The organism is Roseibium sp., from assembly GCF_965232425.1.
Lineage (GTDB): Bacteria > Pseudomonadota > Alphaproteobacteria > Rhizobiales > Stappiaceae > Roseibium.
Window position 1 is genome coordinate 5,033,836 of sequence record NZ_OZ246971.1, and the last position, 24,091, is coordinate 5,057,926.

At 59.6% G+C, this 24,091-nt stretch carries 29 protein-coding genes; 14 read left to right on the plus strand and 15 right to left on the minus strand.

The window, feature by feature from the left end:
* The first annotated feature begins 36 nt into the window (after nucleotides 1-36).
* Nucleotides 37-858: a serine O-acetyltransferase gene (gene cysE / locus ACO08A_RS22875; protein WP_421983525.1), complete on the plus strand. Its 822-nt coding sequence runs from the start codon at nucleotides 37-39 to the stop codon at nucleotides 856-858.
* 118 nt (nucleotides 859-976) lie between these two features.
* Entirely contained in the window at nucleotides 977-1,192 is a 216-nt protein-coding gene (locus tag ACO08A_RS22880; RefSeq protein ID WP_319382584.1) for a DUF3126 family protein, read from the plus strand.
* A gap of 72 nt (nucleotides 1,193-1,264) precedes the next feature.
* Here the strand turns inward: ACO08A_RS22880 and ACO08A_RS22885 are convergent, their stop codons facing one another.
* Nucleotides 1,265-1,978, minus strand: a complete 714-nt coding sequence (locus tag ACO08A_RS22885) for a hypothetical protein (RefSeq protein WP_422038232.1) — start codon at nucleotides 1,976-1,978, stop codon at nucleotides 1,265-1,267.
* A 213-nt stretch (nucleotides 1,979-2,191) separates the two neighbouring features.
* Here ACO08A_RS22885 and ACO08A_RS22890 point away from each other — a divergent pair, with 213 nt between their 5' ends.
* Nucleotides 2,192-2,518, plus strand: coding sequence for a DUF6949 family protein (locus ACO08A_RS22890; protein ID WP_319382582.1), 327 nt, complete (start codon nucleotides 2,192-2,194; stop codon nucleotides 2,516-2,518).
* Between the two features lie 4 nt (nucleotides 2,519-2,522).
* Entirely contained in the window at nucleotides 2,523-3,050 is a 528-nt protein-coding gene (locus ACO08A_RS22895) for a gamma carbonic anhydrase family protein (protein WP_422038233.1), read from the plus strand.
* A 148-nt stretch (nucleotides 3,051-3,198) separates the two neighbouring features.
* Here the strand turns inward: ACO08A_RS22895 and ACO08A_RS22900 are convergent, their stop codons facing one another.
* Nucleotides 3,199-3,813, minus strand: coding sequence for a transglutaminase-like cysteine peptidase (locus tag ACO08A_RS22900; RefSeq protein ID WP_422038234.1), 615 nt, complete (start codon nucleotides 3,811-3,813; stop codon nucleotides 3,199-3,201).
* Nucleotides 3,814-4,362: 549 nt separating this feature from the next.
* Here ACO08A_RS22900 and ACO08A_RS22905 point away from each other — a divergent pair.
* Nucleotides 4,363-4,548, plus strand: coding sequence for a hypothetical protein (locus tag ACO08A_RS22905; protein WP_422038235.1), 186 nt, complete (start codon nucleotides 4,363-4,365; stop codon nucleotides 4,546-4,548).
* 160 nt (nucleotides 4,549-4,708) lie between these two features.
* On the opposite strand, the gene ACO08A_RS22910 is transcribed toward ACO08A_RS22905, so the two are convergent.
* On the minus strand, nucleotides 4,709-5,338 hold the full coding sequence (locus ACO08A_RS22910) for a PilZ domain-containing protein (protein ID WP_306146225.1): 630 nt from the start codon (nucleotides 5,336-5,338) through the stop codon (nucleotides 4,709-4,711).
* A 335-nt stretch (nucleotides 5,339-5,673) separates the two neighbouring features.
* A complete protein-coding gene (locus tag ACO08A_RS22915; protein ID WP_421983518.1) occupies nucleotides 5,674-6,306 on the minus strand; it encodes a PAS domain-containing protein in 633 nt (210 codons plus the stop codon).
* A gap of 547 nt (nucleotides 6,307-6,853) precedes the next feature.
* Here ACO08A_RS22915 and ACO08A_RS22920 point away from each other — a divergent pair.
* Both ACO08A_RS22920 and ACO08A_RS22925 read left to right on the plus strand, forming a co-directional pair.
* Entirely contained in the window at nucleotides 6,854-7,639 is a 786-nt protein-coding gene (locus ACO08A_RS22920) for a rhomboid family intramembrane serine protease (protein ID WP_422038236.1), read from the plus strand.
* Nucleotides 7,640-7,750: 111 nt separating this feature from the next.
* Nucleotides 7,751-8,182, plus strand: a complete 432-nt coding sequence (locus tag ACO08A_RS22925) for a CBS domain-containing protein (protein ID WP_422038237.1) — start codon at nucleotides 7,751-7,753, stop codon at nucleotides 8,180-8,182.
* 201 nt (nucleotides 8,183-8,383) lie between these two features.
* Here the strand turns inward: ACO08A_RS22925 and ACO08A_RS22930 are convergent, their stop codons facing one another.
* From ACO08A_RS22930 to folE, 10 genes are all read right to left on the minus strand, one after another.
* Nucleotides 8,384-8,650, minus strand: a complete 267-nt coding sequence (locus ACO08A_RS22930; protein ID WP_422038238.1) for a hypothetical protein — start codon at nucleotides 8,648-8,650, stop codon at nucleotides 8,384-8,386.
* 62 nt (nucleotides 8,651-8,712) lie between these two features.
* Nucleotides 8,713-9,426, minus strand: coding sequence for a NapC/NirT family cytochrome c (locus tag ACO08A_RS22935; protein WP_422038239.1), 714 nt, complete (start codon nucleotides 9,424-9,426; stop codon nucleotides 8,713-8,715).
* A gap of 30 nt (nucleotides 9,427-9,456) precedes the next feature.
* Nucleotides 9,457-9,909 (minus strand): nitrate reductase cytochrome c-type subunit, encoded by a 453-nt coding sequence (locus ACO08A_RS22940; RefSeq protein WP_421983513.1) that lies wholly within the window; start codon nucleotides 9,907-9,909, stop codon nucleotides 9,457-9,459.
* Between the two features lie 5 nt (nucleotides 9,910-9,914).
* A complete protein-coding gene (gene napH / locus ACO08A_RS22945; protein WP_422038240.1) occupies nucleotides 9,915-10,838 on the minus strand; it encodes a quinol dehydrogenase ferredoxin subunit NapH in 924 nt (307 codons plus the stop codon).
* Nucleotides 10,835-11,647 carry a ferredoxin-type protein NapG gene (napG, locus tag ACO08A_RS22950; RefSeq protein ID WP_421983511.1) on the minus strand — a complete coding sequence of 271 codons (813 nt, stop codon included), beginning with the start codon at nucleotides 11,645-11,647 and terminating at the stop codon, nucleotides 10,835-10,837. The genes napH and napG overlap by 4 nt, the downstream gene beginning before the upstream one ends.
* Before the next feature lie 26 nt (nucleotides 11,648-11,673).
* Nucleotides 11,674-14,166: a nitrate reductase catalytic subunit NapA gene (gene napA / locus ACO08A_RS22955; protein ID WP_422038241.1), complete on the minus strand. Its 2,493-nt coding sequence runs from the start codon at nucleotides 14,164-14,166 to the stop codon at nucleotides 11,674-11,676.
* Nucleotides 14,153-14,455: a chaperone NapD gene (locus ACO08A_RS22960; RefSeq protein ID WP_422038242.1), complete on the minus strand. Its 303-nt coding sequence runs from the start codon at nucleotides 14,453-14,455 to the stop codon at nucleotides 14,153-14,155. Before ACO08A_RS22960 ends, napA begins: the two co-directional genes overlap by 14 nt.
* On the minus strand, nucleotides 14,452-14,973 hold the full coding sequence (napF, locus tag ACO08A_RS22965) for a ferredoxin-type protein NapF (RefSeq protein ID WP_422038243.1): 522 nt from the start codon (nucleotides 14,971-14,973) through the stop codon (nucleotides 14,452-14,454). Before napF ends, ACO08A_RS22960 begins: the two co-directional genes overlap by 4 nt.
* A 369-nt stretch (nucleotides 14,974-15,342) precedes the next feature.
* Nucleotides 15,343-15,804 carry a phosphoribosyl-AMP cyclohydrolase gene (gene hisI / locus ACO08A_RS22970; RefSeq protein ID WP_422038244.1) on the minus strand — a complete coding sequence of 154 codons (462 nt, stop codon included), beginning with the start codon at nucleotides 15,802-15,804 and terminating at the stop codon, nucleotides 15,343-15,345.
* Between the two features lie 49 nt (nucleotides 15,805-15,853).
* Complete coding sequence (folE, locus tag ACO08A_RS22975) at nucleotides 15,854-16,486, minus strand: GTP cyclohydrolase I FolE (RefSeq protein WP_319382565.1); 633 nt, start codon at nucleotides 16,484-16,486, stop codon at nucleotides 15,854-15,856.
* Between the two features lie 288 nt (nucleotides 16,487-16,774).
* On the opposite strand from folE, the gene ACO08A_RS22980 reads away from it, so the two are divergent.
* The 4 genes from ACO08A_RS22980 (at nucleotide 16,775) to ACO08A_RS22995 (ending at nucleotide 19,488) form a co-directional block, all read left to right on the plus strand.
* Complete coding sequence (locus tag ACO08A_RS22980; protein ID WP_422038245.1) at nucleotides 16,775-17,227, plus strand: iron-sulfur cluster assembly scaffold protein; 453 nt, start codon at nucleotides 16,775-16,777, stop codon at nucleotides 17,225-17,227.
* A 29-nt stretch (nucleotides 17,228-17,256) separates the two neighbouring features.
* The gene (gene yidD / locus ACO08A_RS22985) at nucleotides 17,257-17,616 is read left to right on the plus strand and encodes a membrane protein insertion efficiency factor YidD (protein WP_422038246.1); all 360 of its coding nucleotides are present in this window, start codon (nucleotides 17,257-17,259) and stop codon (nucleotides 17,614-17,616) included.
* A gap of 97 nt (nucleotides 17,617-17,713) precedes the next feature.
* Nucleotides 17,714-18,208 carry a hypothetical protein gene (locus tag ACO08A_RS22990; RefSeq protein ID WP_422038247.1) on the plus strand — a complete coding sequence of 165 codons (495 nt, stop codon included), beginning with the start codon at nucleotides 17,714-17,716 and terminating at the stop codon, nucleotides 18,206-18,208.
* A 17-nt stretch (nucleotides 18,209-18,225) separates the two neighbouring features.
* Complete coding sequence (locus ACO08A_RS22995) at nucleotides 18,226-19,488, plus strand: B12-binding domain-containing radical SAM protein (protein WP_422038248.1); 1,263 nt, start codon at nucleotides 18,226-18,228, stop codon at nucleotides 19,486-19,488.
* Here ACO08A_RS22995 and ACO08A_RS23000 read toward each other — a convergent pair.
* Entirely contained in the window at nucleotides 19,454-20,383 is a 930-nt protein-coding gene (locus ACO08A_RS23000; protein ID WP_422038249.1) for a DMT family transporter, read from the minus strand. The genes ACO08A_RS22995 and ACO08A_RS23000 overlap by 35 nt on opposite strands.
* A gap of 130 nt (nucleotides 20,384-20,513) precedes the next feature.
* Here ACO08A_RS23000 and ACO08A_RS23005 point away from each other — a divergent pair, with 130 nt between their 5' ends.
* From ACO08A_RS23005 to ACO08A_RS23015, 3 genes are all read left to right on the plus strand, one after another.
* On the plus strand, nucleotides 20,514-20,960 hold the full coding sequence (locus ACO08A_RS23005) for an Lrp/AsnC family transcriptional regulator (protein ID WP_422038250.1): 447 nt from the start codon (nucleotides 20,514-20,516) through the stop codon (nucleotides 20,958-20,960).
* A gap of 152 nt (nucleotides 20,961-21,112) precedes the next feature.
* Nucleotides 21,113-23,083 (plus strand): threonine--tRNA ligase, encoded by a 1,971-nt coding sequence (thrS, locus tag ACO08A_RS23010; RefSeq protein ID WP_422038251.1) that lies wholly within the window; start codon nucleotides 21,113-21,115, stop codon nucleotides 23,081-23,083.
* A 144-nt stretch (nucleotides 23,084-23,227) separates the two neighbouring features.
* Nucleotides 23,228-24,076, plus strand: a complete 849-nt coding sequence (locus ACO08A_RS23015) for a lysophospholipid acyltransferase family protein (protein ID WP_421983502.1) — start codon at nucleotides 23,228-23,230, stop codon at nucleotides 24,074-24,076.
* Nucleotides 24,077-24,091 lie beyond the last annotated feature (15 nt).

Consider the following 24,091-nt stretch of genomic DNA (forward strand, 5'->3'; position numbering starts at 1 on the left):
GTGTAGCGTTTGTGACGGCTTGAAGAGGAGACAGCCATGTCGGCACCGATTACCAAGTCCGGCCTGAAACACGTTCCGACCCATGATCCGGTCTGGCAGCAATTGCGCGATGAAGCCCAGCAGATGGTTGCCGCCGAACCGGCCCTGTCTTCCTTCGTCTATGAAACCGTCCTCAATCACGACAGCCTGGAAGAGGCCGTCCTGCATCGCCTGGGAGACAGGCTCGGACGCGATGTCGTGTCGGCATCGCTCATCCGGCAGACCTATCTTGAAGCGCTTGCCGACGAACCTGAACTTGCCAAGATTTTCCGTGTCGACATCGTCGCGGTGTTCGACCGGGACCCGGCGTGTTTCCGCTACCTGGAGCCCGTGCTCTATTTCAAGGGGTTCCACGGCCTGCAGACGCATCGCCTGGCCAACTGGCTCTGGCGCAAGGGGCGCAAGGATTTTGCGCTCTATCTGCAGAGCAGGGCTTCGGAAGTCTTCCAGATCGATATTCATCCGGCGGTTCCCGTGGGGCGGGGCATCTTTATCGATCACGGCACCGGTATTGTCGTCGGCGGCACGGCGGCAATCGGTGACGATGTCTCCATTCTCCAGGGCGTCACGCTCGGAGGTACGGGAAAGGAGGGCGGCGATCGTCATCCGAAGATCCGTCACGGTGTGTTGATCGGCGCCGGGGCAAAAGTCCTCGGGAACCTGGAAATCGGCCATTGTTCGCGCATCGCGGCCGGCTCCGTGGTGCTCGCGGATGTGCCCGAAAACACCACGGTCGCAGGCGTTCCTGCGCGGATCGTGGGCAAGGCGGGGTGCTCCGAGCCGGCGCGCAGCATGAACCAGTTGCTCGGCGACAGCTGAGCAATTGCCGTTGCGCAAAGGATGTGGGGGAAAGTTTGCACAAAGGGTTTGGCATTTAGGGCTGGTCTTATAGGGTCCGCGCGACTAAATAGCAGACGGCATTTACAAGGAGAGCGCCGTGAAACCCGATGAAATCCGCAAGATCGAAGCTTACCTGCGCATGAAGTTCGAATTGCCGAGCCTTCAGGTGCGGGCGAGACCGCGCAAGGATGATTCCGCAGAAGTCTATATCGGGGAAGAGTTCATCGGCGTCATCTTCCGCGATGATGAAGACGAAGACCTGAGCTGGAACTTCCAGATGGCGATCCTGGAAATCGACCTCGACGAAGTCTGACACCGATTTCAGGCTTGATTTAAGAGCGGGCGGCTTCCCAATCGGAGAGGCCGCCTTTTTCGTGTCCCGGCCTCAGTGCATCCGGAAACCGGCGACCTTCCTGACGATCGAGTTGTCGATCCTGCGCCAGTCATCGAGCAGGGACTGGCTGAAGCGGTACCTGAGTTCCAGGCCGGAAGACAGGACAACGGCTCTGTGGCACACAGCGCGCGCCTCCGGTCCTGCAGACCGGCAGCGGGCGATGAACCCGTTCCGGCGGGCCGGGTCGAACACGATCTGGTCGGTCTGCAAGGCGCCGCGTGGCGACAACCGCAGAACCTTGAGTCCGTCCGGTCCATCCAGTTCGCCGCCACGTGCCAGACGCCGGTAGAACGGGTCAAGACGGGCCCTCATGCTTTCCCGCTCGGGGTTGTGCTCCAGTTCCAGGGTCAAGGTTCGGTTCTTCGCGCCGGTCGTGTCCGATGGATCATAGCTCACAGCCGGTTTCAGCCCGGGCCACGTCATTGAAATCTTCAACGTCGAAAATTCCCGCACACCCTCTTGCACCTTGGTGCGATTTTCCGGAGTTGCGATGTAGGCGAAGGGAAGCTTGAACGTTTCCGGACCGACCGATAGCGTTGCAAAACCGGAGGGGATGCCGGCAAAGGCGGAGGCGTTCCAGTTTTCGGACCAGTAGACGGTCCGCTCGGCAATGTGCACGGCTCCGAGCAGGCACATGGCAACGATCAGCCTGCCGAAGCGGCGCGGATTGCTGTTGACGGGCTCCGGTAGCGAAACAGGGATCATCTGCCTGTCTCCCGATGGGCCGGTGCACTAGAGTGGGACAGACTGTCCCAATCCGGAACATCTGTCCCTGTCAAGTATGCCGTGAGATCGGCCTTTTGCGGCCACAATTGCAGGTTTTTGCCCATTTGCCCGTCCGGCACAGTCTTTGCTTTTGACCGTTTAGGTATTGTTAATCACTTTCCGGGTGGTTGAGTTAATAAGAGGTTAACGGGCGTGTACTTCGAACTTCTTCTCGTTGGATATATAGCGAGCGCCGGCTTTGTTGCTGCTGGTGTGCTCGGGAGCCTCTATCAGCTGATCACCAAGCAGCCGCCGAAGTTTTCCTTCTCCGGCGAAAACGTGTTTGCGTTTCTGGCCGAGGTTTTCATGTGCGTTTTTGCCGGACCCTTCATCATCATGCGCAACGCCATCCGGGGCCGCAGAATTGAGAAGCGGCCGCTCGGCTGGCTCGTGGCGTCCTCGACGATTGCCGGGATGTGGAGCATGTGCTCCGGCATCATGGTCATGAATGTCGCCCTCATCTTTGCCGGATACACCTGAGCCCATGCCTATTTTCACTCTCGACGGACGTGCTCCCGAATTCCCTGACAGCGGCGACTGCTGGGTCGCTCCCAACGCGACCCTCATCGGCGACATCCGGCTCGCTGACGAAGCGAGCGTCTGGTTCGGGGCGATCCTGCGCGGCGACAATGAACCGGTGACCGTCGGTGCCCGTTCAAACGTGCAGGACGGCTGTGTTTTTCACACCGACATGGGGTACCCGCTGACGATCGGAGCCGATTGCACGATCGGCCACAACGCGATCCTTCACGGCTGCACCATCAAGGACAACTCCCTGATCGGGATGGGAGCGACCGTCCTGAACGGTGCCGTCATCGGGTCTAACTGCATTGTCGGCGCGAATGCACTGATCGGCGAAGGCAAGGAAATCCCCGACAATTCGCTTGTCGTGGGGGTGCCGGGCAAGGTGGTGCGCGTGCTGCCTGCAGAGGCGGCTGAAAACATTCGCAAGTCTGCTGAAGGCTACGTGCGCAACTGGCGCCGTTACAAGGCCGGTCTCACCGAAACCTGAGCCAAGATCCACCAACGACCGGAATGCAAAAAAACGGGAACCGGCCTGCGGGGGCGGGCCGGTTCCCTGGACCCGGTCGTGGTAGGGATGGGGAGGGTGGGGACGCGACCGGATCGTCCTGACGGCCCGTGGGAGCCGATCCCTATCCTTATCTTGACACGCTGCTGACCGTGGTAACGCGCGTGTCTGAAATGCCGGTCCACCGGACAGGCGAGCTTGCGGATTGACGCTTGATGTAGCGGTAAGGCGTCGAGTACCAGGGCAGAACCGCCTCGATCTGGTTGTCGAGGATCATGTCGCCATGATCGGTGCGCACGGTCAGAACCGCGTGACCGGCGTTGTCGATATCCTTGGCGACAGTGATCAGCAGCGCGCTTTTCGGCCACCCGGCCTCGATGAGGACACGTTGCTTTTCAAGCACGTATTCTTCGCAATCGCCGTAGCCGTTCACGGGATATGACCAGTGTTCGACCTTGCCGAAGAGATCGTCGTCCGTTATAGGGCGTACGCGCCTGTTGACGTCGGCGTTGATTGCGATCAGCTGCTTCCAGCGGGCTTCGTCCAGCTTCACGACGACAGCCTTGTAGCTCTCGTTCGGGCAGGCCCAGCCGTTGTCCCGGCAAAACTGCTTGTGACCAATCGGCGCTTTCACCGGTGCGTTCATGTCCATGAAGCGGCCGGGGTCAGCATACGCGGCTGTTCCCGTTACTGTTCCCGCAAGAAAGACCGCCGCTGCGGCAAGTATATTTCGAAGTAATTTCATCGTAACGCCCTCCCCAAGGCTGACGCAACGATGACTCAATGATTTTTATCTCGCGAAAATCTGCGAAGTAAAACCTGAGTTATACTTTAATCTAATTTGAATTACCTTTTAGTCAAATGAGACTTTCATTTGAGATAAACTTGAATCGAGTTTTCCGAAAATTTTATCGATCCTCTGTATGTGTCTGAAATTCATAGAACTTCCGGAAATTTCTTCAAAAAAAGCCCGCTTTCTTTTGCCGCCTGGTCTTTCTGGTCGAGGTGCGAACCGGAGACAATCGGCCCTGAAATGCTGGAAAATAAATCTGACATTGGGGGCAAAAAAATGCGGATCGAAGCGATCAGGTGGAAGCCGCATGTGCTCCTGGCGAGCAGAAATCGCCATTTCCTGAGATACCGCGGCGACCTGAAGGACCCAGGATGACCGGGTTCAACGCGGTGCGGTGGGCTGACCCTTGAGTTCCCGTTTCGTCGGGATTTCAAAACCTGTCTTGCGATCGACAAATGAGAATGAGACAAGCAGGCCTGTTTCCGTTCCGGAGCGCGTGACATGGTCCTGACGCCAGATGAAAAGCGATTTCTGCGCATGCTCGCCGCAGGGCGCGCGTACCTTTTTGCAACCGACACCCTCAGGCTGGAGATGCTGCAGGAAGCGGGGCTGTTGAGACGGGTGGGGCAGAAGCCTCTCGACGTGGTCCTGACCGGAGACGGGCGCAAGATGGCAGAACGGCTTTGACGGGACGGCCGGCCGGCGGGAGCGATGTCCGGTCACCACGTGAAAGTGTCATTTGCGTGGAGGGCACGACCGCTGCCAAGGCGAAAACCAACAGGCTGACCTGCAACGAATCGCATGTCACGAAAGCCGTTGCGGCCTGTCGGCGGTGCGTACCGTTGTTTCAGTCGGGTGCGGAGATGTGGTGTTCCAGCAGTTCGCGACTCTGAACCGCTGCGAATTCGACGGCAATGCCACCCTCGATCCTGCGGACGACTCGCGCCTGCATCTTGCCGAGCGTGATCGGATCGCCCATTTCCGGCGTGCTGTCGGTGGCGATCGCGGCGCCGGACAGAGAAACGTCGATAATCCGGCACACATGCTCCGAACCATCCGGCAGAACCATTTTCGTCATCGGATTTTTCGGGACAAACCGATCATGGCGCCTGTCTTCGGGAAGGTTCAGTTCATCCCGGTTGGCAAGCCAGGTCAAGACGTTGGCAATCTTGTCGCGCTTGCGCGCGGTGTTTCTGAGTTCAACGGCGAACCCGCCGTCGATCACGCGCGAAATGCGCCCTTCAACACGGCTCAGGTGATCGAGGTAAGCAACGACCCGTTCTCCGACGCGGCCCTCGACCGGCGTGATCATGGCCATGCCTCCGGGAGACATGTCGATTATCTGGCAGGGATACTCCCGGCGGTCTTCCAGCATGAAGCGGCCGAGTATATCGACCTGAACACGCTGGTGCCGTCTTCGGTCCGTGACCTGAAGCGTTTTGCTTCCCTCTGGTGCTGCTGCCAATCCGGCGTCCATGCCCGTTCTATCCAAACAGTGTGTCTCGCCCCACCTTTGACCGAGACTCGAATCTCCAAACGTCTCTTCACCACTTTAGGCAGATGGGGTTAACGATGTGTAAGAATGTTCACATCTGAGGGCGTTTGATCGAGAAAAAATTTCTGACAATCCAATTCGGCACAGGATTGACGGAGACACGCCTGGATTGTGATGGCTGCACGCACCACCCGAACCGCCGTTTCTTACCTTGGGTCAGTTCGTGGCAAAAGAAAACCCGCCACTGGGCGGGTTTCCGGAGATCAGGCAATTAAGCTCAGAATTTCAAGGCTGCCTTAGGGTACGGACCCTAACGGTCAGGACTTTCCGCCACTGTATACGGTGAGGTGCCCGACCTTGCGTTCAGCGCCCTGTGGCAGCGGCGGAGCCGGCATGTTCATGCCCTCTGCCGTGAACCGCGGAAGGATCGGGTTCACTGCATTTGTCGAATCCATGAAGAAGGGCCGCTCATCCGGCCAGACGAGCCTGAGACTATTGATGGACTGGTTCAGTATCGGGTGCAGCCCGATCCAGTAGGGCTTGTCCATCGGTGTGCAACTGCCCAGGATCCGGATCCGGCCTTCGCCCGGGACATTCAGGGGCAGCAACAGCATTTCCATGTGCAGTTCCTGGTTTCTTTCGGTATGGCCGCTCACGCCAACGACAGCTGCCGCGGCATCCTCGGTGATCGCGGCGACGAGGCTTTCAAGGGCCTCCCTGTCTTTCGTGCTCCAGCCACGCAGGAAGTTGCGGCCTTTCAACTCGCGGCAATGCGCGGAACACAGGCGCGTGCCCGCAAGGCGGTAACGCACATCCTGAGCGCCCTTCGTCTCCAGGATGAAGGTATCGCCCAGAAGGGCCCTGATCTCACCCGGATCAACTTCGCTGCGGTTGGGTGCGGGGCGTGTACCGCGCAGGTTGTCCCAGTATGAATAAAGTGTCTGTGTCACGCCATGTTTCATCTTGCTTCGCCTTGTTACCTTCTGGCACCCCATGTTCCGTCTCAAGACAGCTTCTGTTTCAAAATGGGGCGTTTGACCTGTTTTGTTTTTGTTTGGCGAATACAGAGCAGGGGGCGTGCCAAGTGATTGGCCCTTATGGAAATTTCGTTCGGCCGGAGCGGTTAAGGTTAAATCCGGGTAACGCTTGTCCGATTGGCGGTGCGGTGGCACGTTTACGTTCTATTCATACTGGTGCCGACGGCACGACATGGGTTGGCAACGGACAAAGGTGCCGGTTTTTCACCACGGCGAGACAGCCTGTCCGGAAGCGGTCTGCAAAAGCCGCGACGCAAAACAATTTTCAATGGGACGCGTGGGGACGCGCCCGACGGCGGGAGCCGGCAAGACTGCCGGCTCCCGCCGACTTCGTCTTTTCATGGCGAAGCAGGCGGTCGATATTTCATTAAATTTACCGAAACTCGCCTTTGCGATGCTGGCGACCCCTTGTTTTGTCGAGGATCTCCCTTAGAAGGGAGAGTGAAGAGGCCGGTATTTTATGAACGTTTACAAATTCGACGACGAGCGCAACCGTCGTGAGCAAGCTGAACGGGAGCAATCCCGCAAGACACCCAGTGGGCCGCCTGCGCTCAATCTGCCGGACATCATCGTGTGGCTCAGCGGGATCCTGATTGCGATCCACCTCGTGCGCGTGTTGCTGTTGCCGGTTGCCTGGGACAACCTGGTCCTGACACTGTTTGCGTTCTGGCCGATCAAGTATGCGTTCTTCGCCAACCTGTCCATCATCGACATGGCGGCGAGTCTCTGGGCATTCGTCACCTATTCGCTTCTTCACGGCGGTGCGACCCACATCATCTTCAACCTGCTCTGGATGGCGATTTTCGGCAGTGCCGTTGCGCGCCGTTTCGGCACCGGGCGGTTTCTTCTGTTTTCCGCCCTGTGTTCCGTCGGCGGTGCCTTCGCGCATCTGGCAACCCATTGGGGCGAGCCGGTTCCGATGATCGGCGCATCCGCAGCCATTTCCGGTCAGATGGCGGCTGCGCTCCGGTTCATTTTCGAACTGGGCGGACCGCTCGGCGCGTTCCGGCGCTCCGACCCGCGTGCCTATTTCGTCCCGGCCCAGCCGTTGGCGGAGTGTCTCAAGAACCAGCAGGTACTGGTTTTCGTCGCAGTCTGGTTCGGGCTCAACATCTTTTTCGGCCTGATGAGCGGCCCCGTGGCCGGGGAACCGGCCAGCGTGGCGTGGCAGGCCCATATCGGTGGCTTCGTGGCAGGGTTGGCCCTGTTTCCCTTCCTTGACCCCGTGCCCAGGCGATCGGCCTGATCCGGCGGGCGAATTACCGCTGTGATATAGGTTTGCGAGACCTCATTTTTTTGCCATGATGCGGGTGATCCGACTGTTTCGGGTCGATTTTGTCATGGGAGGTGTTCAACAATGACCGTCGCCGCGATCCTGAGTGGGAAAGGCCACGAGACGATTACCGCAAATGCCGATACACCGCTGAGTGACATTTGCGAGACCCTGGCAAAGAACAAGATCGGCGCAGTGGTGGTGTGTTCCGGCGACAAGCGCATCGAAGGGATCGTCTCCGAGCGCGATGTCGTACGGGCGATCGGAACCCAGGGCACGTCGTCGCTTACGCTTCCGGTGTCCAGCGTCATGACCAAGGAAGTCGTGACGTGCTCCGAGGACAACAGCGTGAACGAGGTCATGGCGCGCATGACCCAGGGCCGCTTTCGTCACATGCCGGTTGTCAAGGACGGCAAGCTGGCCGGTGTCATCTCCATCGGGGACGTTGTGAAGCACAAGATTGCGCAGGTCGAACTCGAAGCCGAGCAAATGCGCAACTACATCTCGATGGCTTGAGCCAACGGCAAGTGAAACTGCGCTGGCCTGAAACAGGCCAGCCTTGCCTTTTCCTGGACCGTTTTACGGATGCCGGTGCGTTTCGCCAACGTGGTCATTGCTGGCGGCGCCGTTGTTTTTCCTAAATGACAACCTGGATGAGAGTCCGTAAACTGGAGCTCTGACCGATTTTTTTGATGGCGTCCCGCAAATGCGCTCCGGTCAGACGGTGGCTCCCTTGTGCCGGATAACGCAGCCGACGCTGGCGGCCAGCACGCCAACGATAATGGCGATGGAGAGATCGAACATATGGACCTCCGCCATGTTGAAGCCGGCAAAGATGATCGTTTCGGCGACGCCAACCGCGGCCCCCATGATCCCGGCCAGAATCCAGTTCCTGGTCATCATTCCGAGTGCCAGGCCAAGGATCCCGGGAAGGCTCAGAACGTTTCCGCCGATGGTTCCAAGTAGATCGAGAATTCCAAGCATGTGATTGCCTTTTTTCCTTGAAGGGGCAGCGTTGCACCCGGGACCTGCCGCCCCGGACGCCGTTAGTTCCGGTTTTCGGCCAGATCGGAAACGTAGGAGCGCATCGCGGCGACGCTTTCGCCAGGTGCAGCCGGGATGGCGTTGTTTGCCTGCAGTTCCTCGATCACTTCGCGGTAGTGATCCTGGTAGCCGGGCGCCAGATCGTGGGCGATGCCCTGGTGGCAGTCGATGCAGGTCATGTTGTTGTCGATCGCGCGCTGATGCTCGGAGGCGGCGCGCGTTTCCTGCACCGTGAAGTCCATGTACTTGAAGTTATGGCAATTCCGGCATTCCCGGCTGTCCGACAGTTTCATCTTGCGCCAGACCACCGCGGCCATTGCCGCCCTGTGTTCCTCGTATTTCTGCGGCGTGCTGATGGTGCCGACGACTTCGTGATAGACGTCCTTCACCGCCATGATCTTGGCCTTGAGCTTGTGCTGCCATTCATGAGGAACATGGCAGTCCGAGCAGATCGCCCTGACGCCCGAATGATTGCTGTAGTGAATGGTCGTGCGATATTCGGCGAGATTGGTTTCCATGCTGTGACAGCTGGTACAGAACTCCTCCGTGTTGGTGAGTTCCAATGTCCAGTGAAACCCGCCCCAGAACATGATGCCGCCCAGAAATCCGGCAATCAGGACGAAACCGGCGCTCAACACCTTGGTCGGTGTCCAGAACCAGTTCCAGGCTCGGAGGATCGGGTTGCCCGGCTTCTCGTTTTCGGAGTTTTCAGCCATGTTGAAGGCTCCTTGTCGCGACGGAACGCGTTAGCGGGTTTGAATGGGAGAAGAGGGCTCGAACCGGTTGTCGACCAGCGCGGGCACGTCCGCCTGCGGGACATGGCACTGGTTGCAGAAGTAACGTGTGCCGGCGATGTGATCGAGTTCGTTGCCGTCCCGGTCCAGGTAGTGTGTCATCGACAGGGTCGGTGCGCTGCGTTCACCGGCCTTGGTCCAGTCATGGCAGGACAGGCACTGGTTGGTGCGGATGTCGATCTGGTATTGAGCGATCGAATGCGGGATGAGGGGTGGCTGCTGGCGGTAGTTCCGCTGCATGCGCCCTTCCTTTCCTTCCCATTTGAAATCCGGGCCCAGCCTGTTCAACTCGTCGACGGGATCAGAGCGCATGGCCTTGACGTCCTGCTGCTGGGCAATGGCGAACCCGCCAATGCCCGTGATTAAGGCGAGAGCGGCGATGCCCGCGAGTACCGGCTTTTTCATCGAGATCACTCCTTGTGCATCAAGCTTGCAGCGCTTTGTTCAGCCGCGAATTGAGAAGGCGGTTCGGCAAGTCTTTGGTCGAACCGGTGGGTGAATTTGAAGACGTCCTGTGCGCAGACGTCGATGCAGGCGCCACAATTGGTGCAGTCACCTGCCAGAATGAGGGGGGATGTCTCCGGTGCTCCCTTCAGGGCTGGGGAAATCACCTGGTTTTCGGGGCAGACGGCATAACAGTCCATGCAATCATCGCAGGCGGCCCTGTTCGGCGCGCTTACGCGCAGCACCGCCATCTTGCCGATCAGGCCGTAGAAGGCGCCGACGGGGCAAAGGCGGCCGCACCAGCCCCGGCGTGCGACGAAAAGATCGAAGAGAAAGACGGCAGCGACCACCATCCAGGCAGCCGACAATCCGAAAACGAGCCCCCTGTGGACCATCGTGACGGGATTGGCGACCTCCCAGGCGATAGTCCCCGTGGCAAACGACACCAGCAGTGCTGCCGCCAGCAGCCAGTACCGGGTCGAGCGCCTGGGTTGCCAGCCCTTGGGCAGGTCAAGGCGCCGGTGCATCCAGTGGGCGGCATCCGTCACCGGATTGATCGGGCAGACCCAGGAACAATAGGTCCGTCCGCCGACAAGCGCATAAGCGGCCAAAACGATCAGCACGCCGGTCAAGGCGGTCGCCGTGAGCCAGTGCCCCGCCAACATGCTTTGCAGTGCCACCAGGGGATCGGTCAGCGGCAGGATGCCGAGCGTCAGCGAGCCGGCGAGGGTTCCCTTGGCAATCCAGATGCCGAACAGGGGACCTGTGAGAAAGAGCGCGAGGAAAAACAGCTGGCTTGCGCGGCGCAGGAGGAGATAGCGCCTCGCGCCGATCCGGCCCTTTGCTTCAAGGGCCTCGAAGCCGACAGGCAATTGCGTGTGCACGGTCATTGCCCGCCTCCCGGTAACTTGTAAGCCGGTTCGAACCCGCCGGGAGCTGCGAGGTTGTCGGTGCCCGGGCCGGGCAGGCGGTCGGGCAGGTCGATCAGCCCGTCAACGAGAGGCGCTCCGTTCCTTTCCTTCTCTTCCCAGCCGCGCCGGTAATGGTCCGCCGCTTCGCCGCGGGCCAGCCGCACCGGCAACACCCTGATGGCCGATTCCGGCAGCACGCAGCTCTTTTCGCAAAGACCACACCCCGTGCAGTGATCGGCATGCACTGTCGGGGCGAAAATGGCGTGATGGCCCGAGCGCTCGTCATGCGAGGGCACCAGGGTGATGGCCGCGTCGATCGCGGGACAGACCCGGTAGCAGACATCGCAGCGCAGACCGTGGAAATTCAGGCAATTCTCCTGATCAACCAGGACGGCCGTCCCCATGCGGGCATCGTCGATGTCATCGAGGCCGGGGTCCAGAGCTCCGGTCGGGCAGGCGGCGACGCACGGAATGTCGTCGCACATTTCACAGGGCACGGAACGCGCCGTGAAATAGGGTGTTCCCGTTGCCGGACCGTCTGCGCCGAGTTCGGCCAGCTTCAAGGTATCGAACGGGCAGTCGCGAACACACAGGCCGCACCTGATGCAGGCACTGAGAAAGTCGTTTTCGGCAAGTGCGCCCGGCGGACGCAGGGCGTCGGCCGGCAGCGCTTTCGCGTCACGTGCCACGTAGGCCAGGCCAAGACCGGCAACAGCGCAGCCGCCCGCCATCCGAGCGGTGTCGGTCAGAAAGCGGCGGCGGGACTGTGTGAGCTGTGGCTTGGCCATGGCAGGTTCCGGTCCGGTGAAGGCGCCTAGACGCGCTCCACCTTGCAGGCACATTTCTTGAAGTCGGTTTCCTTCGACAGCGGACAGGTTGCATCCAGCGTCAGCTTGTTGGTGAGCTGCCCCTCGTCGAACCACGGCATGAACACAAGCCCCTCCGGGACCTTGTTGCGCCCGCGGGTTGCCAGCTTGCTGCGAACTTCACCGCGGCGGGTGGAGATAAGGATCTCCTGGCCGTTGCGCAGTCCCCGTGCCTCGGCATCCGCAGGATGCATGAACACGACCGCGAGCGGGAAGGCGCGGTGCAGTTCGGGCACGCGGCGTGTCATCGAGCCAGAATGCCAGTGTTCGAGAACGCGTCCCGTGCAGAGCCAGAGGTCGAAGTTTTCATCCGGCACCTCAGGCGGATCCTCGTAAGGCGCGAAGATGATCTTCGCCTTGCCGTCCTTGTATCCGTAGAAGCGGACTTCCTCGCCTTCGGGGACATAGGGGTCATACCCTTCGCGGAACCGGTAGAGTGTTTCCTTGCCGTCGACGACCGGCCAGCGCAGGCCGCGGGCCTTGTGGTAGGTCTCGAACGGTGCGAGGTCGTGCGCATGGCCGCGGCCGAAGCCCGCATATTCCTCGAACAGGCCCTTTTGAACGTAGAAACCGAAATGTTCGGCATCATCGTTCGGGTGACCCTCCTGAAGTTCGCTCAGCGGGAACTTGTCGACCTGGCCATTGGCGAAGAGAACATCATACATGGTCTTGCCGCGATGCTCGGGCATCTTGGCCAGGAGTTCTTCCCCCCAGACTTCCTCGATCGTGAAGCGCTTGGAGAATTCCATCAACTGCCAGAGGTCGGACTTCGCCTCGCCTGGCGCCTGCACCTGCTGCCGCCAGAACTGGGTGCGGCGTTCGGCGTTGCCGTAGGCGCCTTCCTTCTCGACCCACATCGCCGTCGGCAGGATCAGGTCCGCGGAGACCGCCGTCACTGTCGGGTAGGGGTCCGAGACGGTGACGAAGTTTTCCGGGTTCCGGTAACCGGGATAGCCTTCCTCATTCAGATTGGGAGCAGCCTGCATGTTGTTGTTGCACTGGACCCAATAGGCGTTGAGTTCGCCGTCCTTGAGCTTGCGGTGCTGCAGCACGGCGTGGAAACCCGGCTTCGGCGGGATCGTGCCTTCCGGTATTTTCCAGGCGTCCTCGCAGATTTTCCGGTGCTCGTCGTTGTTGACGACCATATCGGCGGGCAGTCTGTGCGCAAAGGTGCCGACCTCGCGCGCCGTGCCGCAAGCCGAGGGCTGACCGGTCAGCGAGAACGGAGAATTGCCCGGCTCGGAAATCTTTCCGGTCAGAAGATGTACGTTGTAGCACAGCGAATTGACCCAGGACCCGCGCGTGTGCTGGTTGAACCCCATGGTCCAGAGGCTCATGATCTTGCGGGCCGGGTCCGCATACTGCTCTGCCAGGAATTCCAGCTGTTCAGCCGGCACCCCTGAAAGCTCGGACACCTTGTCCACGGTGTATTCGGCGACGGCAGCTGCGTATTCGTCGAAGCTGATTGCCTCCATTGCGCCGGAATCCGGGTTTGCCGCTGCCTCCTGGAGCGGGTTGTCCGGACGCAGGCCGTAGCCGATATCCGTCGCCGTCTTCGCGATATTGACGTGTTTCGACATGAAGTCTTCGTTGACGCGTCCGGTCGAGATGATGTGGTTGGCGATGTAGTTCAGGATCGCCAGGTCCGTCTGCGGCTTGAAGATGATGCCGTTGTCGGCGAGCTCGAACGAGCGATGCTCGAAGGTCGACAGGACATGCACCTGTGCACCGGGCTTTGTGAGACGCGTGTCCGTAAGGCGGGACCAGAGGATGGGATGCATTTCCGCCATGTTCGAGCCCCAGAGCACGAACGTGTCCGCATGTTCGAAATCGTCGTAGCAGCCCATGGGTTCGTCGATGCCGAAGCTTCGCATGAAACCGACAACGGCAGACGCCATGCAGTGGCGGGCGTTCGGATCGATGTTGTTGGAGCGGAAGCCGGCCTTCATGAGCTTGGCGGCGGCATAGCCTTCCCAGACGGTCCACTGGCCCGACCCGAACATGCCGACGCTGGTCGGTCCCTTCGCCTTGAGCGCTTCCTTCCATTTCTGCGCCATGACGTCGAACGCTTCGTCCCAGCTGACCGGCTCGAATTCGCCGTTCTTGTCGTAGGCACCGTTGGTCTTGCGTAGCAACGGCTGGGTCAGCCTGTCCTCGCCATACATGATCTTGGAGAGGAAATAGCCCTTGATGCAGTTGAGACCGCGGTTCACCGGGGCGTCCGGGTCTCCCTGTGTGGCGACGACACGGCCATCCTTGGTGCCGACGAGGACGGAGCAGCCCGTTCCGCAGAAGCGGCAGGCGGCCTTGTCCCAGGAAATCCCGGTGGTCTGGAACTGGGCTTCGGCCGGGCCGGTGCCGATTGAGATACCGGCAGCCGAAGCCGTTGCAGCGGCCGCGGTCGACTTCAGGAAAGTCCTGCGGGATTCAGAGATTGTCATGGGTCCGGTCTCCGGCTTGGCTAGAATTGGCGGGCGGTGACGCGGCTTCGGGTGCCGCGAGGTCTTCAAAATGGTGGTAGGTGAGGGTGACCGAGAGAACACCCGGGATCTGGTGCAGTTGCATGATCAGTTCGGAGGCCGTGTTCGCCGGCGTGTCCTCGACAACGACAACGAGGCGCCCGTCGTCGTCGGACGCATGGATCTCGACGCCGTCCATCGCCTCGATTTGCTCTCGAATTCCGGGCAGCGATTGAACAGCCGCATGTACGAGACAACCGCAGATATTCATGCCGGGTCCTCTTCCTTGTTTGGCTCGACTCTTGTGAAGGTCACCGCAGCAGCGGGACATTGGTATGCACAGGCGCCGCAGCCGGTGCATTGATGCTGGTCAAGCACGGGCTCCGATTTACCCCCGAGGGCAAGACGGAAACGGATGGCCCTTGGCTCGCAGGCGTCTTCGCACGCACGGCACGAAATGCCCTGCAGGGACAGGCAGGCACTGGTTATTCCGGCCTTCCAGGACCACTGGGGAACAATGTCCTTGGAGAACGCGCCGGACGGGCAGGCATCGGCGCATGCCTCGCAGAAGGTGCAGGCCCCGCGGGAAAAATCCAGAACGGGAAAGTTTCCGGCACCCGCGACAATGATCTGTTCGGGACAGGCATCGATACAGGCGCTGCAGCTCTTGCATTGTTCGGTGAGCAGCGCGGCATTGGTTCCGGGAGGGCGCAGGACATCCGGATCGGCGCGCCTGCCCAGTTTCAGAAAGGCGCGCCGGCTGACAGAAATGTCTGTTCCCTCGGTCATGCCATCAGTCCGGGGCTGGGGGCGGCCCGAACGTGCCGCGCCAATCCGCCAGAGCGTCAGGGCCCGGCAAAGCCATCAATCCTGCGAATATTACGACGGAGACACGGCGAGCAGCCGGAATGGGGACGTGCAGCCGCAGCTGTTCACACTCTTCTGCCATAGCCTCTCCCTAAGTATGGACAGAAACAAAGAGTTTTTTGTTCTTCTTGTCGTTCAGGAGAGCTTAGGACGCCGAACCTCGGCTCGGGTATAAGTTTAAATACGTATACGGTTATTATGTTATTTTCGAAACAATAATAACACTTTGAAATTTTGATATTAAAATTGTTCGCCTAGCTAAATTTCTAGTGTCCGGAAAGACGGCGAAACTCACGTCCGGTCTTTTCCGTAGACTTCCGCCGGGTCATAGACCCTTTCGGATTCGACCCGTTCGAGACGGACCGCCGCTTCCGAGGGAGACGCAACCTTCCGGAAGAAGCAGGAGCGGTAGCCGACATGGCATGTCGCACCGTTTCCGGCGACGCTGACCTTGAGCACCAGGGCGTCCTGGTCGCAGTCGGTCAGAATTTCGTGCACTTTTTGCACCTGGCCGGATGTTTCGCCCTTTTTCCAGAAACCCTGTCTCGACCGGCTCCAGTACCATGCCTCGCCGGTCTCGATGGTACGTTTCAGGGCTTCCTCGTTCATGTAGCCGACCATGAGGACTTCGCCCGATGCCGCATCGGTCACGACGGCGACGATCAGGCCGTCTCGGTCGTATTTCGGCATGAGCAGGTCGCCGCTCTCGACCGTTTCCTTGTCGCCGCGTTCGCTCAAACAGATATTGCACATGAAAACGAAACCCTTGCCTTGATCGAAGAAGCAAGGGCTTGTCAGGTCGTTAGCCCTTGCTGCGCACCATGGTCATGAACTTGGCCTGCTCGGCCGGATCGTCCTGGAAAACGCCGGTAAACTGAGTGGTGATCGTCGAGACCCCCGGTTTCTGGACGCCGCGCATCGTCATGCACTGATGCTCTGCCTCGAGCATGACCGCAAGTCCGCGTGGTGCCAGGGTGTCGTCAATGACGGAAGCGATCTGCGCCGTCAAGTTTTCCTGCGTCTGCAGCCGCTTGGCATAGATGTCGACGACACGTGCGAGTTTTGACAGACCGACGACACCTTCGGCCGGATAATAGGCGATATGGGCCTCTCCGATGAAAGGCAGCATGTGATGTTCGCAATGGGAATGGAACGGGATTCCGCGCACCAGAACGATGTCCTGGTAACCGCCGACATCCTCGAACGTTCTTTCCAGATGCTCGGCGGGGTCTTCGAAATAGCCGCCGTAGAGCTGGCTGATCGCCTTCACGACGCGCTTCGGCGTGTCAAGCAGACCTTCGCGGTCCGGGTCGTCGCCGGTCCACGCCAGGATGGTCCGCACAGCGGCTTCGGCTTCTTCTCGGCTTGGCCTGAGCAATTGTTCAGGCGACTTTCTTTCAAATCTCTTTTCAACCGGCTTGAGGACTGCGTCCATCGGGATCCTCGCAAATTTACCCTTGTCACTCGTCATACGGCGCCCGTTCTTGCACAGATCATGAAGTCCTCGCCTGATAGCCGGGGACGTTTATCATACTCCACACAAAATGCGAACGCTCAGTTTCTGAGCGGGTTTAGCCGGCGTCGAGCGCGCTTGCGACGCTCTTCCCTGCCAACTGCGACCACTCTGCCCCTTGCGATATTTGCCGTGGCGTCTGATCTATATATAAGAAAGCAAAGCGCCATCAATGTGTCGCGCATCACAGGCTTTCACGAAGAGGCGAGAATGCTTGACGACATCTACAACGCAAAGATCCTTGAATTTGCAGGAAACATCCCGCGAATCGGACGTCTTGAGCAACCTGACGCAACGGCAAAGGCGCATTCCAAGCTTTGCGGGTCCACGGTGCTCGTTGACGTTTGTGTGAAGGATGGTGTGGTCACCGACTTCGCGCATGACGTCAAGGCGTGCGCGCTCGGGCAGGCATCGGCCTCGATCATGGCCCAAAATGTCGTCGGCGCTTCCGCACAGGAGTTGCGCGACGTCCAGAAAACGATGCGTGCGATGCTCAAGGAAGGCGGCGAACCGCCGGCCGGGCGCTTTGAAGATCTCAAGTTCCTGGAACCGGTGCGCGAGTACAAGGCGCGCCATGCGTCCACATTGCTTACGTTTGATGCCGTCGTCGATGCACTGGACCAGATCGACGCCAAGGCGAAAGAGGACGGGGCAGCGGCCTGATGCCCAATCCCTGAATTGGCGATCGCCCCATGTGCCCGAAACCCGACCGTGAGCCCGAACAGGAGAAAACTCTGTCGCCTGCCGGCCGCGCGGCAATTGGTCTCATCTGGATCTACCGGCATTCCCTGTCGCTGATCATGGGGCGCGGCTGCCGGTATGCACCGACGTGTTCCGAATACACCGAAGATGCAATCCGGCGATACGGTTTCTGGACCGGAGGATGGATCGGTCTTTCGCGCATCCTCAGATGCAATCCCTGGGGGGCGTCCGGATTCGATCCGGTGCCGGACGATCTGCCCCGCAACGCGCATTGGTTCACACCCTGGCGCTACGGCCGCTGGACCGGACGGCATATCGCGAGCGAGTTCCGTCTAGACGGGGAAGACTAGCGTTTGCGCCGTTTTGTTGTCCATAAGACCATTGACCTAACGTAATGCGAATGCAACGCTCCCTTGTCAGCTTCAGGGCAGATGAGGGGATGTGGACGTGCGCGACTTCCATTTCGTAATGATCAAGCCGACTCACTATGACGATGACGGCTATCCGATCCAGTGGCTGAGATCCGCCATTCCCTCCAACACGCTCGCCAGTCTCAACGGCCTTGCGGAGGCCGCGGTGGAGCGGAACGCGCTCGGCGAAGACGTGCGGGTTCATCTCCACACATATGACGAAACGAACAAGCGGGTCCGTCCGGAGAAAATAGCCCGCGATATCCGCCGCAGGGGCGGCAAGGCCCTGATCGCGCTGGTCGGTGTCCAGTCGAACCAGTTTCCCCGCGCAACCGACCTGGCGCGCAGATTCATGGCGGAAGGCCTCCAGACGGCCATCGGCGGGTTCCACGTCTCCGGGTGCATTTCCATGCTGGACGAAATGCCTCCGGAAATGGTCGAACTGCAGCCGAGGGCGTCTGCTATTTTGCCGGCGAGGCCGAGGACCGGCGGCTTGACCAGGTTTTCCGCGATGCCTGGGCCGATGATCTGAAGCCGCTCTACAATTTCATGGCGGATCTGCCGTCGCTCGAAGGCGAACCGACGCCGATCCTGCCGTCGAAGCATATCCAGTTCACGGCCGGGTCGCATTCCAGTTTCGATCTCGGGCGGGGCTGTCCGTTCCAGTGCTCCTTCTGCACGATCATCAATGTACAGGGCCGCAAGAGTCGGTTCAGGTCGGCAGACGACCTGGAGCAGATCATCCGGGACAATTACGCGCAGGGCATCGACCGGTTTTTCATCACCGACGACAACTTCGCCCGGAACCGGGAATGGGAACCTCTTTTCGACAGGCTCATTGTTCTGCGTGAGGAGGAGAATTTCGACATCAAGTTCATCATCCAGGTGGACACGCTGTGCCACCGGATCGAGAACTTCATCGAGAAGGCGACCCGGGCAGGGGTCAATCGCGTGTTCATCGGTCTGGAGAACATCAATCCGGACAATTTGCTCGCGGCGAAGAAACGCCAGAACAAGATCACCGAATACCGGGAGATGCTGCAGAAGTGGCGGGCGCACGGCGCAACCACCTACGCAGGTTACATCATCGGTTTTCCGGGAGACACGAAGGAGGCCGTGCTCCGGGATGTCGAGATCATCAAGAAAGAGCTTCCCCTCGATCTCCTGGAGTTCTTCTACCTCACCCCGTTGCCCGGTTCCGAAGACCACAAGGTTCTCTTGTCGAAGGGAACCTGGATGGACCCGGACCTGAACAAGTACGACCTCAATCACCGGGTGTCGCATCATCCGAAAATGACGGATGCCGAATGGGAGGAAGCCTATCAGGAGGCCTGGGCAAGCTATTATTCCGATGAGCATATAGAGACCGTTCTCAAACGCGCCGCCGCGCACAGGAAGGGGCGACCGGGCAACAAGCTGTTCCTGATGATGTGGTTCAAGCTCATGGTCCAGTGCGAAGGCGTTCATCCGCTGGAAGGCGGGTATTTCCGGCTGAAGTTCCGCAGGGACCGGCGCAGCGGTCTGCCGGTTGAGAGCGCGCTGGCCTTCTATCCGCGCTACCTATGGGAAATCGCCGCCAAGCACTGGGCCTATGTCTCGGCGACCTGGCGGGTCTACAGGATCTACCGGAAGGTCAAGGCATCGCCGGACCGGCGCGGCTATTCCGACATTGCGACCCGGGAGATCGAAAAGGATGGCGAGGAAAGCCTCGCCATGATCCAGGAGACACGCGGCGGCGTGGAGGCCGTGGCCAAGACCGCGCGCGATGCATCGATCGTCAAGGCGGCGAAGAAAAGAGCCGCTGCCTCATAGCGTGGTATCGGAGACGGCCCTTTTTGCCGAAGGGTTTCCAGCCGAATGTCATACCTGTGGCGGCAAGGATGATGGCCGCTGCTCCCAGGAACTGCGAAATGTGCAAGGTCTGCCCGAAAGCCGCGTAATCAACGACAATGGCGACGATCGGGTAGAGGAAGGAAAACGCGCCCTGCAGGTAGGTCGGGAGTTTTTGGACGGCTCCGTACATGAGGATATACATCAGGCCGGTGTGAACAGCGCCGAGCGTGATCAAGGCGCCCCAGGCAACGCCGCTGCCCGGCAAGGATTTCCAGCTGACAAACGGTGCGAACATCACGATACCGACACAGACCTGGATCAGCGCGATCAGCTGCGGCGGTGTCCCGGTCAGCTTTTTCGTCAGAAGGGCGGCGACCGCCCAGAAAAAAGCCGCGCCCAGAGCAAGGGCCATCCCGAAGGCATAGTCCATGTCTTCGGAGGCCGGGGTGGCAGGTTCCGCCTGAACGATGAGCACCACGCCGAAGAACGCGATTGCAAGCCAAGACAGCTTGGCCGCCGTGATGCGTTCTGACAAAAAGAGCGCGCCGAAACCGACGAGAATGAAAGGCTGCGTATTATAGACGGCGGTTGCAACGCCGATTGATGCCTTGCCATATGCGCTGAACAGCAAGGCCCAGTTCACGACAATGGCGATGCCGCCAACAGCGGCCACGGCGATCTGGCGCACGGTGATCAGCCGCCGAAACATCCCCTGTACGGCGCAAACCAGCGTCAGGGCCAAGGCACCAAAGGCGCATCTCCAGAAAACGACATCGACAGCCGGTTCTCCCGACAGAACGACAAAAAATCCGATCGTGCCGAGAATGGTCATGGCGGCGCTCATTTCGGCTGCTCCGCGAAGTGTCCTGTCCATGGCTTGCCCGCCTCCTGTTCCAAGCGGACAGAGGATGACAAGCGCCAGATCGCAGTTCCATTCGAAAAATCAGACCTTTTCCTGAAATTGCATTATTATCTAAAGTATCTGGACGACTTGGGGTTTGATTATGAAGTTGGATGCAGCCGACGCAAAAATCATAGAAGCGCTGATCCGGGACGGGCGCATGTCGCTCAAGGACCTGGCCGCACATGCCGGATTGTCCTCTCCCGGTGTCTCGGAGCGGATCCGGCGACTGCAGGAACGCGGTGTCATCCGCGGGTTTTCAGCGGAGATCGATCCGAAGGCTCTCGGCTACAGCCTGCAGGCCATCGTGCGCATTCGTCCGCTTCCGGGAAAGCTTCACATCGTGCGGCAGCTGATCCAGGAGATTCCGGAGTTTTGCGAGTGCGACAAGGTCACGGGCGACGACTGTTTCATTGCACGCCTAGCGGTGCCGTCGATCGAACAGCTTGACGACATTCTCGACGTCATCTCGGACAAGGCGGAAACAAGCACATCGATCGTCAAATCCCAGCCGATCCGGCGCCGTCCGCCACCGCTCTTGACGGATTAGACCCGTCGAGTTCACGCGCTTGGGTACCGGATGGGACGGCTTGGACGGCGGGAAAGGGTTGCCGTTTCCACGAGAATACCCTATCAGCAGGCCGTCTGAAAAAACCGAACAGCTTACCTGCATCGTCTGCAGGAGTGAGCAGGAGAAATGACATGATCCATCTGACCTTCCCCGACAATTCCGTGCGCGACTACGAAGCAGGCACCACAGGCCTTGCGGTCGCCGAGGGCATTTCCAAGTCGCTGGCCAAGAAAGCGGTCGCGATGACACTGGACGGCGAGTTGAGGGACCTCAGCGACGCCATTACGGCCAATCACAGCATCGAAATCGTCACGCGCGACGATCCGCGCGCGCTGGAACTGATCCGGCACGATGCGGCGCACGTCATGGCCGAAGCCGTGCAGGAACTGTGGCCGGGGACACAGGTCACGATCGGACCCGTCATCGAGAACGGCTTCTACTACGATTTCAAGCGGGTACACCCCGACAGCGGCGACGATTGGCCGTTCCATCCCGATGATCTGCCCGTCATCGAGAAGAAGATGCGCGAGATCATTTCGCGCGGTGCGCAGTTCACCAAGGAGATCTGGTCACGCGAGGAGGCCAAGACCTACTTCGCCGCGAAGGGCGAGCACTACAAGGTCGAGCTTGTCGACGCGATTCCGGAAGATCAGGAACTCAAGATCTACAAGCAGGGCCAGTGGCTGGATCTGTGCCGTGGTCCCCACATGGTTTCCACCCGCCAGATCGGGGACGCCTTCAAGCTCATGAAGGTGGCCGGTGCCTATTGGCGCGGCGATTCCAACAACGAAATGCTCAGCCGCATCTATGCGACCGCCTGGCACAACGAGAAGGAGCTGAAAGGCTACCTTCGCATGCTTGAGGAAGCCGAGAAGCGCGATCACCGGAAGCTCGGCCGGGAAATGGATCTTTTCCATTTTCAGGAAGAGGGCCCCGGTGTCGTTTTCTGGCACCCGAAAGGCTGGGACATGTTCCAGAGCCTCATCGCCTACAAGCGGCGCGTCCTGAAGGACGACTACAAGGAGGTGAATGCGCCGCAGGTGCTGCACACCTCCCTGTGGGAGACCTCCGGGCACTGGACCTGGTACAAGGAGAACATGTTCTCCGTGCAATGTGCCGATCCGGAGGCCGAGGACGATCGTGTCTTTGCGCTCAAGCCGATGAACTGTCCCGGACATGTTCAGATCTTCAAGCACGGTCTGAAGAGTTACCGAGATCTGCCTATGCGGCTTGCGGAATTCGGTGTCGTTCACCGCTATGAACCGTCAGGTGCGCTCCATGGTCTGATGCGCGTGCGCGGTTTTACGCAGGACGATGCGCATGTCTTCTGCACAGAGGAACAGCTCGAGGACGAGTGCCTGAAGATCAACGACCTGATCCTCTCGGTCTACAAGGATTTCGGATTTGACGAAGTCGTCGTCAAGCTGTCGACGCGCCCTGAAAAGCGCGTGGGAACCGATGAGATGTGGGACCACGCGGAAGCCGTGCTCTCGGATGTTTTGAAGAAGATCGAGCTTCAGTCGGAAGGCCGGGTCAAAACCGACATCCTGCCGGGCGAGGGGGCGTTCTACGGTCCCAAATTCGAGTACACGCTGCGAGACGCGATCGGCCGGGAATGGCAATGCGGAACGACCCAGGTTGATTTCGCCTTGCCGGAGCGGTTCGGCGCCTTTTACGTCGACAGCAACGGCGAGAAGAAGACGCCGGTGATGGTGCACCGCGCGATCTGCGGTTCCATGGAACGCTTCCTCGGTATTCTGATCGAGAACTATGCCGGACACTTTCCGCTGTGGTTTGCCCCGTTGCAGGTGGTGGTCGCGACCATCACCTCAGAGGCCGATGCCTACGGCCAGGAAGTGGCGGATCTGCTGAAAGCGAACGGCTTGAAGGTCGAGACCGACTTCCGGAACGAGAAGATCAACTACAAGGTCCGCGAGCACTCGCTGGCCAAGGTTCCGGTGATCATTGTCTGCGGCATGCGCGAGGCCGAGGAACGAACCGTCAACGTCCGCCGCCTCGGTTCGAAAGACCAGCGGTCGATGGGCCTTGAAGAGGCGGTCGAGGCGTTTGTCCAGGAGGCGACACCGCCGGACTTGAAATAAACTCCGGAGCACCAAAATACGGGGATAAGTTACAGCTTGCACATTGCCCTTACGCTAGGGCAATGTGCTGTCACAATCCTGAAACACCGGTTCTGGTACTAGGTTCCAACTTTGCCCGAACTTCCTATCGAGACGATGGCTGCCGTGGATTACGCAGAATTCAGCTACGCCAATCCTGATCACCCGCCCTTGAAGCGGTGGACGATACGGGCCATCGAGGGCATCTCGGGCCGCCGGAAACTTGTTGACCTTTATGATATCTGGAAACACCAGATGGTCGGGACTTCGGACTACATCTGGAGCGACCTTCTCGGTCTTATCAACCTGAATGTGGCCGTCGAGGACGGCGAATGGCCGCCGAAGGACCTGCCCGAAGGGCCTCTGGTCCTGATTGCCAATCATCCCTATGGCATCGGCGACGGCCTTGCGATCCTGGCGCTTGCCGAGCAGCTCGGCCGGCCGTTCAAGATCCTGATCAACAATGAACTGCTGAAGGTCCCTGAAGTTCGGCCGTTTTCGCTGCCAGTCGATTTCGAGGAAAACAAGCAGGCACTGAAGACCAACATGCAGACGCGCAAGGAGGCGCTCCGCCTTCTTCAGGAAGGCACGACAATCATCGTCTTTCCCGGCGGTGGGGTCGCGACGGCCGCCAAACCTTTCGGCCGCGCCGAAGAACTTCCCTGGAAGACGTTCACCGCGAAGATGATCCGCTCGTCCAAGGCAACGGTGCTGCCGCTGTATTTCGAAGGTCAGAATTCCTGGCTCTTCCATCTGGTGAGCAAATATTCGCTCACCCTGCGCCTGTCGCTTCTGGTGCGGGAATTCCGCCGCATACTCGGATCCGTCATCACGGCCCGGGCGGGGCAGGCGATCCCCTTTGAAACCCTTTCCGGTTTCAAGGATCAGAAGGAAATCATGGATTTTCTTCAGACGAAGGTCATGGAAATGGGACCTGCGGCCTCCGCCAAGGGACTGCTTGGCCGCCGCCGCTGAGGCGCTTGCCTGCAA

Bases quoted from the DNA above. Each gene is read 5' to 3' on its own strand.
- cysE (WP_421983525.1), top strand. From the start codon at position 37: ATGTCGGCACCGATTACCAAGTCCGGCCTGAAACACGTTCCGACCCAT.
- ACO08A_RS22885 (WP_422038232.1), bottom strand. From the start codon at position 1,978: ATGATCCCTGTTTCGCTACCGGAGCCCGTCAACAGCAATCCGCGCCGC.
- ACO08A_RS22895 (WP_422038233.1), top strand. From the start codon at position 2,523: ATGCCTATTTTCACTCTCGACGGACGTGCTCCCGAATTCCCTGACAGC.
- ACO08A_RS22900 (WP_422038234.1), bottom strand. From the start codon at position 3,813: ATGAAATTACTTCGAAATATACTTGCCGCAGCGGCGGTCTTTCTTGCG.
- ACO08A_RS22905 (WP_422038235.1), top strand. From the start codon at position 4,363: ATGGTCCTGACGCCAGATGAAAAGCGATTTCTGCGCATGCTCGCCGCA.
- ACO08A_RS22910 (WP_306146225.1), bottom strand. From the start codon at position 5,338: ATGGACGCCGGATTGGCAGCAGCACCAGAGGGAAGCAAAACGCTTCAG.
- ACO08A_RS22920 (WP_422038236.1), top strand. From the start codon at position 6,854: ATGAACGTTTACAAATTCGACGACGAGCGCAACCGTCGTGAGCAAGCT.
- ACO08A_RS22925 (WP_422038237.1), top strand. From the start codon at position 7,751: ATGACCGTCGCCGCGATCCTGAGTGGGAAAGGCCACGAGACGATTACC.
- ACO08A_RS22930 (WP_422038238.1), bottom strand. From the start codon at position 8,650: ATGCTTGGAATTCTCGATCTACTTGGAACCATCGGCGGAAACGTTCTG.
- ACO08A_RS22935 (WP_422038239.1), bottom strand. From the start codon at position 9,426: ATGGCTGAAAACTCCGAAAACGAGAAGCCGGGCAACCCGATCCTCCGA.
- ACO08A_RS22940 (WP_421983513.1), bottom strand. From the start codon at position 9,909: ATGAAAAAGCCGGTACTCGCGGGCATCGCCGCTCTCGCCTTAATCACG.
- napH (WP_422038240.1), bottom strand. From the start codon at position 10,838: ATGACCGTGCACACGCAATTGCCTGTCGGCTTCGAGGCCCTTGAAGCA.
- napG (WP_421983511.1), bottom strand. From the start codon at position 11,647: ATGGCCAAGCCACAGCTCACACAGTCCCGCCGCCGCTTTCTGACCGAC.
- napA (WP_422038241.1), bottom strand. From the start codon at position 14,166: ATGACAATCTCTGAATCCCGCAGGACTTTCCTGAAGTCGACCGCGGCC.
- ACO08A_RS22960 (WP_422038242.1), bottom strand. From the start codon at position 14,455: ATGAATATCTGCGGTTGTCTCGTACATGCGGCTGTTCAATCGCTGCCC.
- napF (WP_422038243.1), bottom strand. From the start codon at position 14,973: ATGACCGAGGGAACAGACATTTCTGTCAGCCGGCGCGCCTTTCTGAAA.
- hisI (WP_422038244.1), bottom strand. From the start codon at position 15,804: ATGTGCAATATCTGTTTGAGCGAACGCGGCGACAAGGAAACGGTCGAG.
- folE (WP_319382565.1), bottom strand. From the start codon at position 16,486: ATGGACGCAGTCCTCAAGCCGGTTGAAAAGAGATTTGAAAGAAAGTCG.
- ACO08A_RS22980 (WP_422038245.1), top strand. From the start codon at position 16,775: ATGCTTGACGACATCTACAACGCAAAGATCCTTGAATTTGCAGGAAAC.
- yidD (WP_422038246.1), top strand. From the start codon at position 17,257: ATGTGCCCGAAACCCGACCGTGAGCCCGAACAGGAGAAAACTCTGTCG.
- ACO08A_RS22995 (WP_422038248.1), top strand. From the start codon at position 18,226: ATGGCGGATCTGCCGTCGCTCGAAGGCGAACCGACGCCGATCCTGCCG.
- ACO08A_RS23000 (WP_422038249.1), bottom strand. From the start codon at position 20,383: ATGGACAGGACACTTCGCGGAGCAGCCGAAATGAGCGCCGCCATGACC.
- ACO08A_RS23005 (WP_422038250.1), top strand. From the start codon at position 20,514: ATGAAGTTGGATGCAGCCGACGCAAAAATCATAGAAGCGCTGATCCGG.
- thrS (WP_422038251.1), top strand. From the start codon at position 21,113: ATGATCCATCTGACCTTCCCCGACAATTCCGTGCGCGACTACGAAGCA.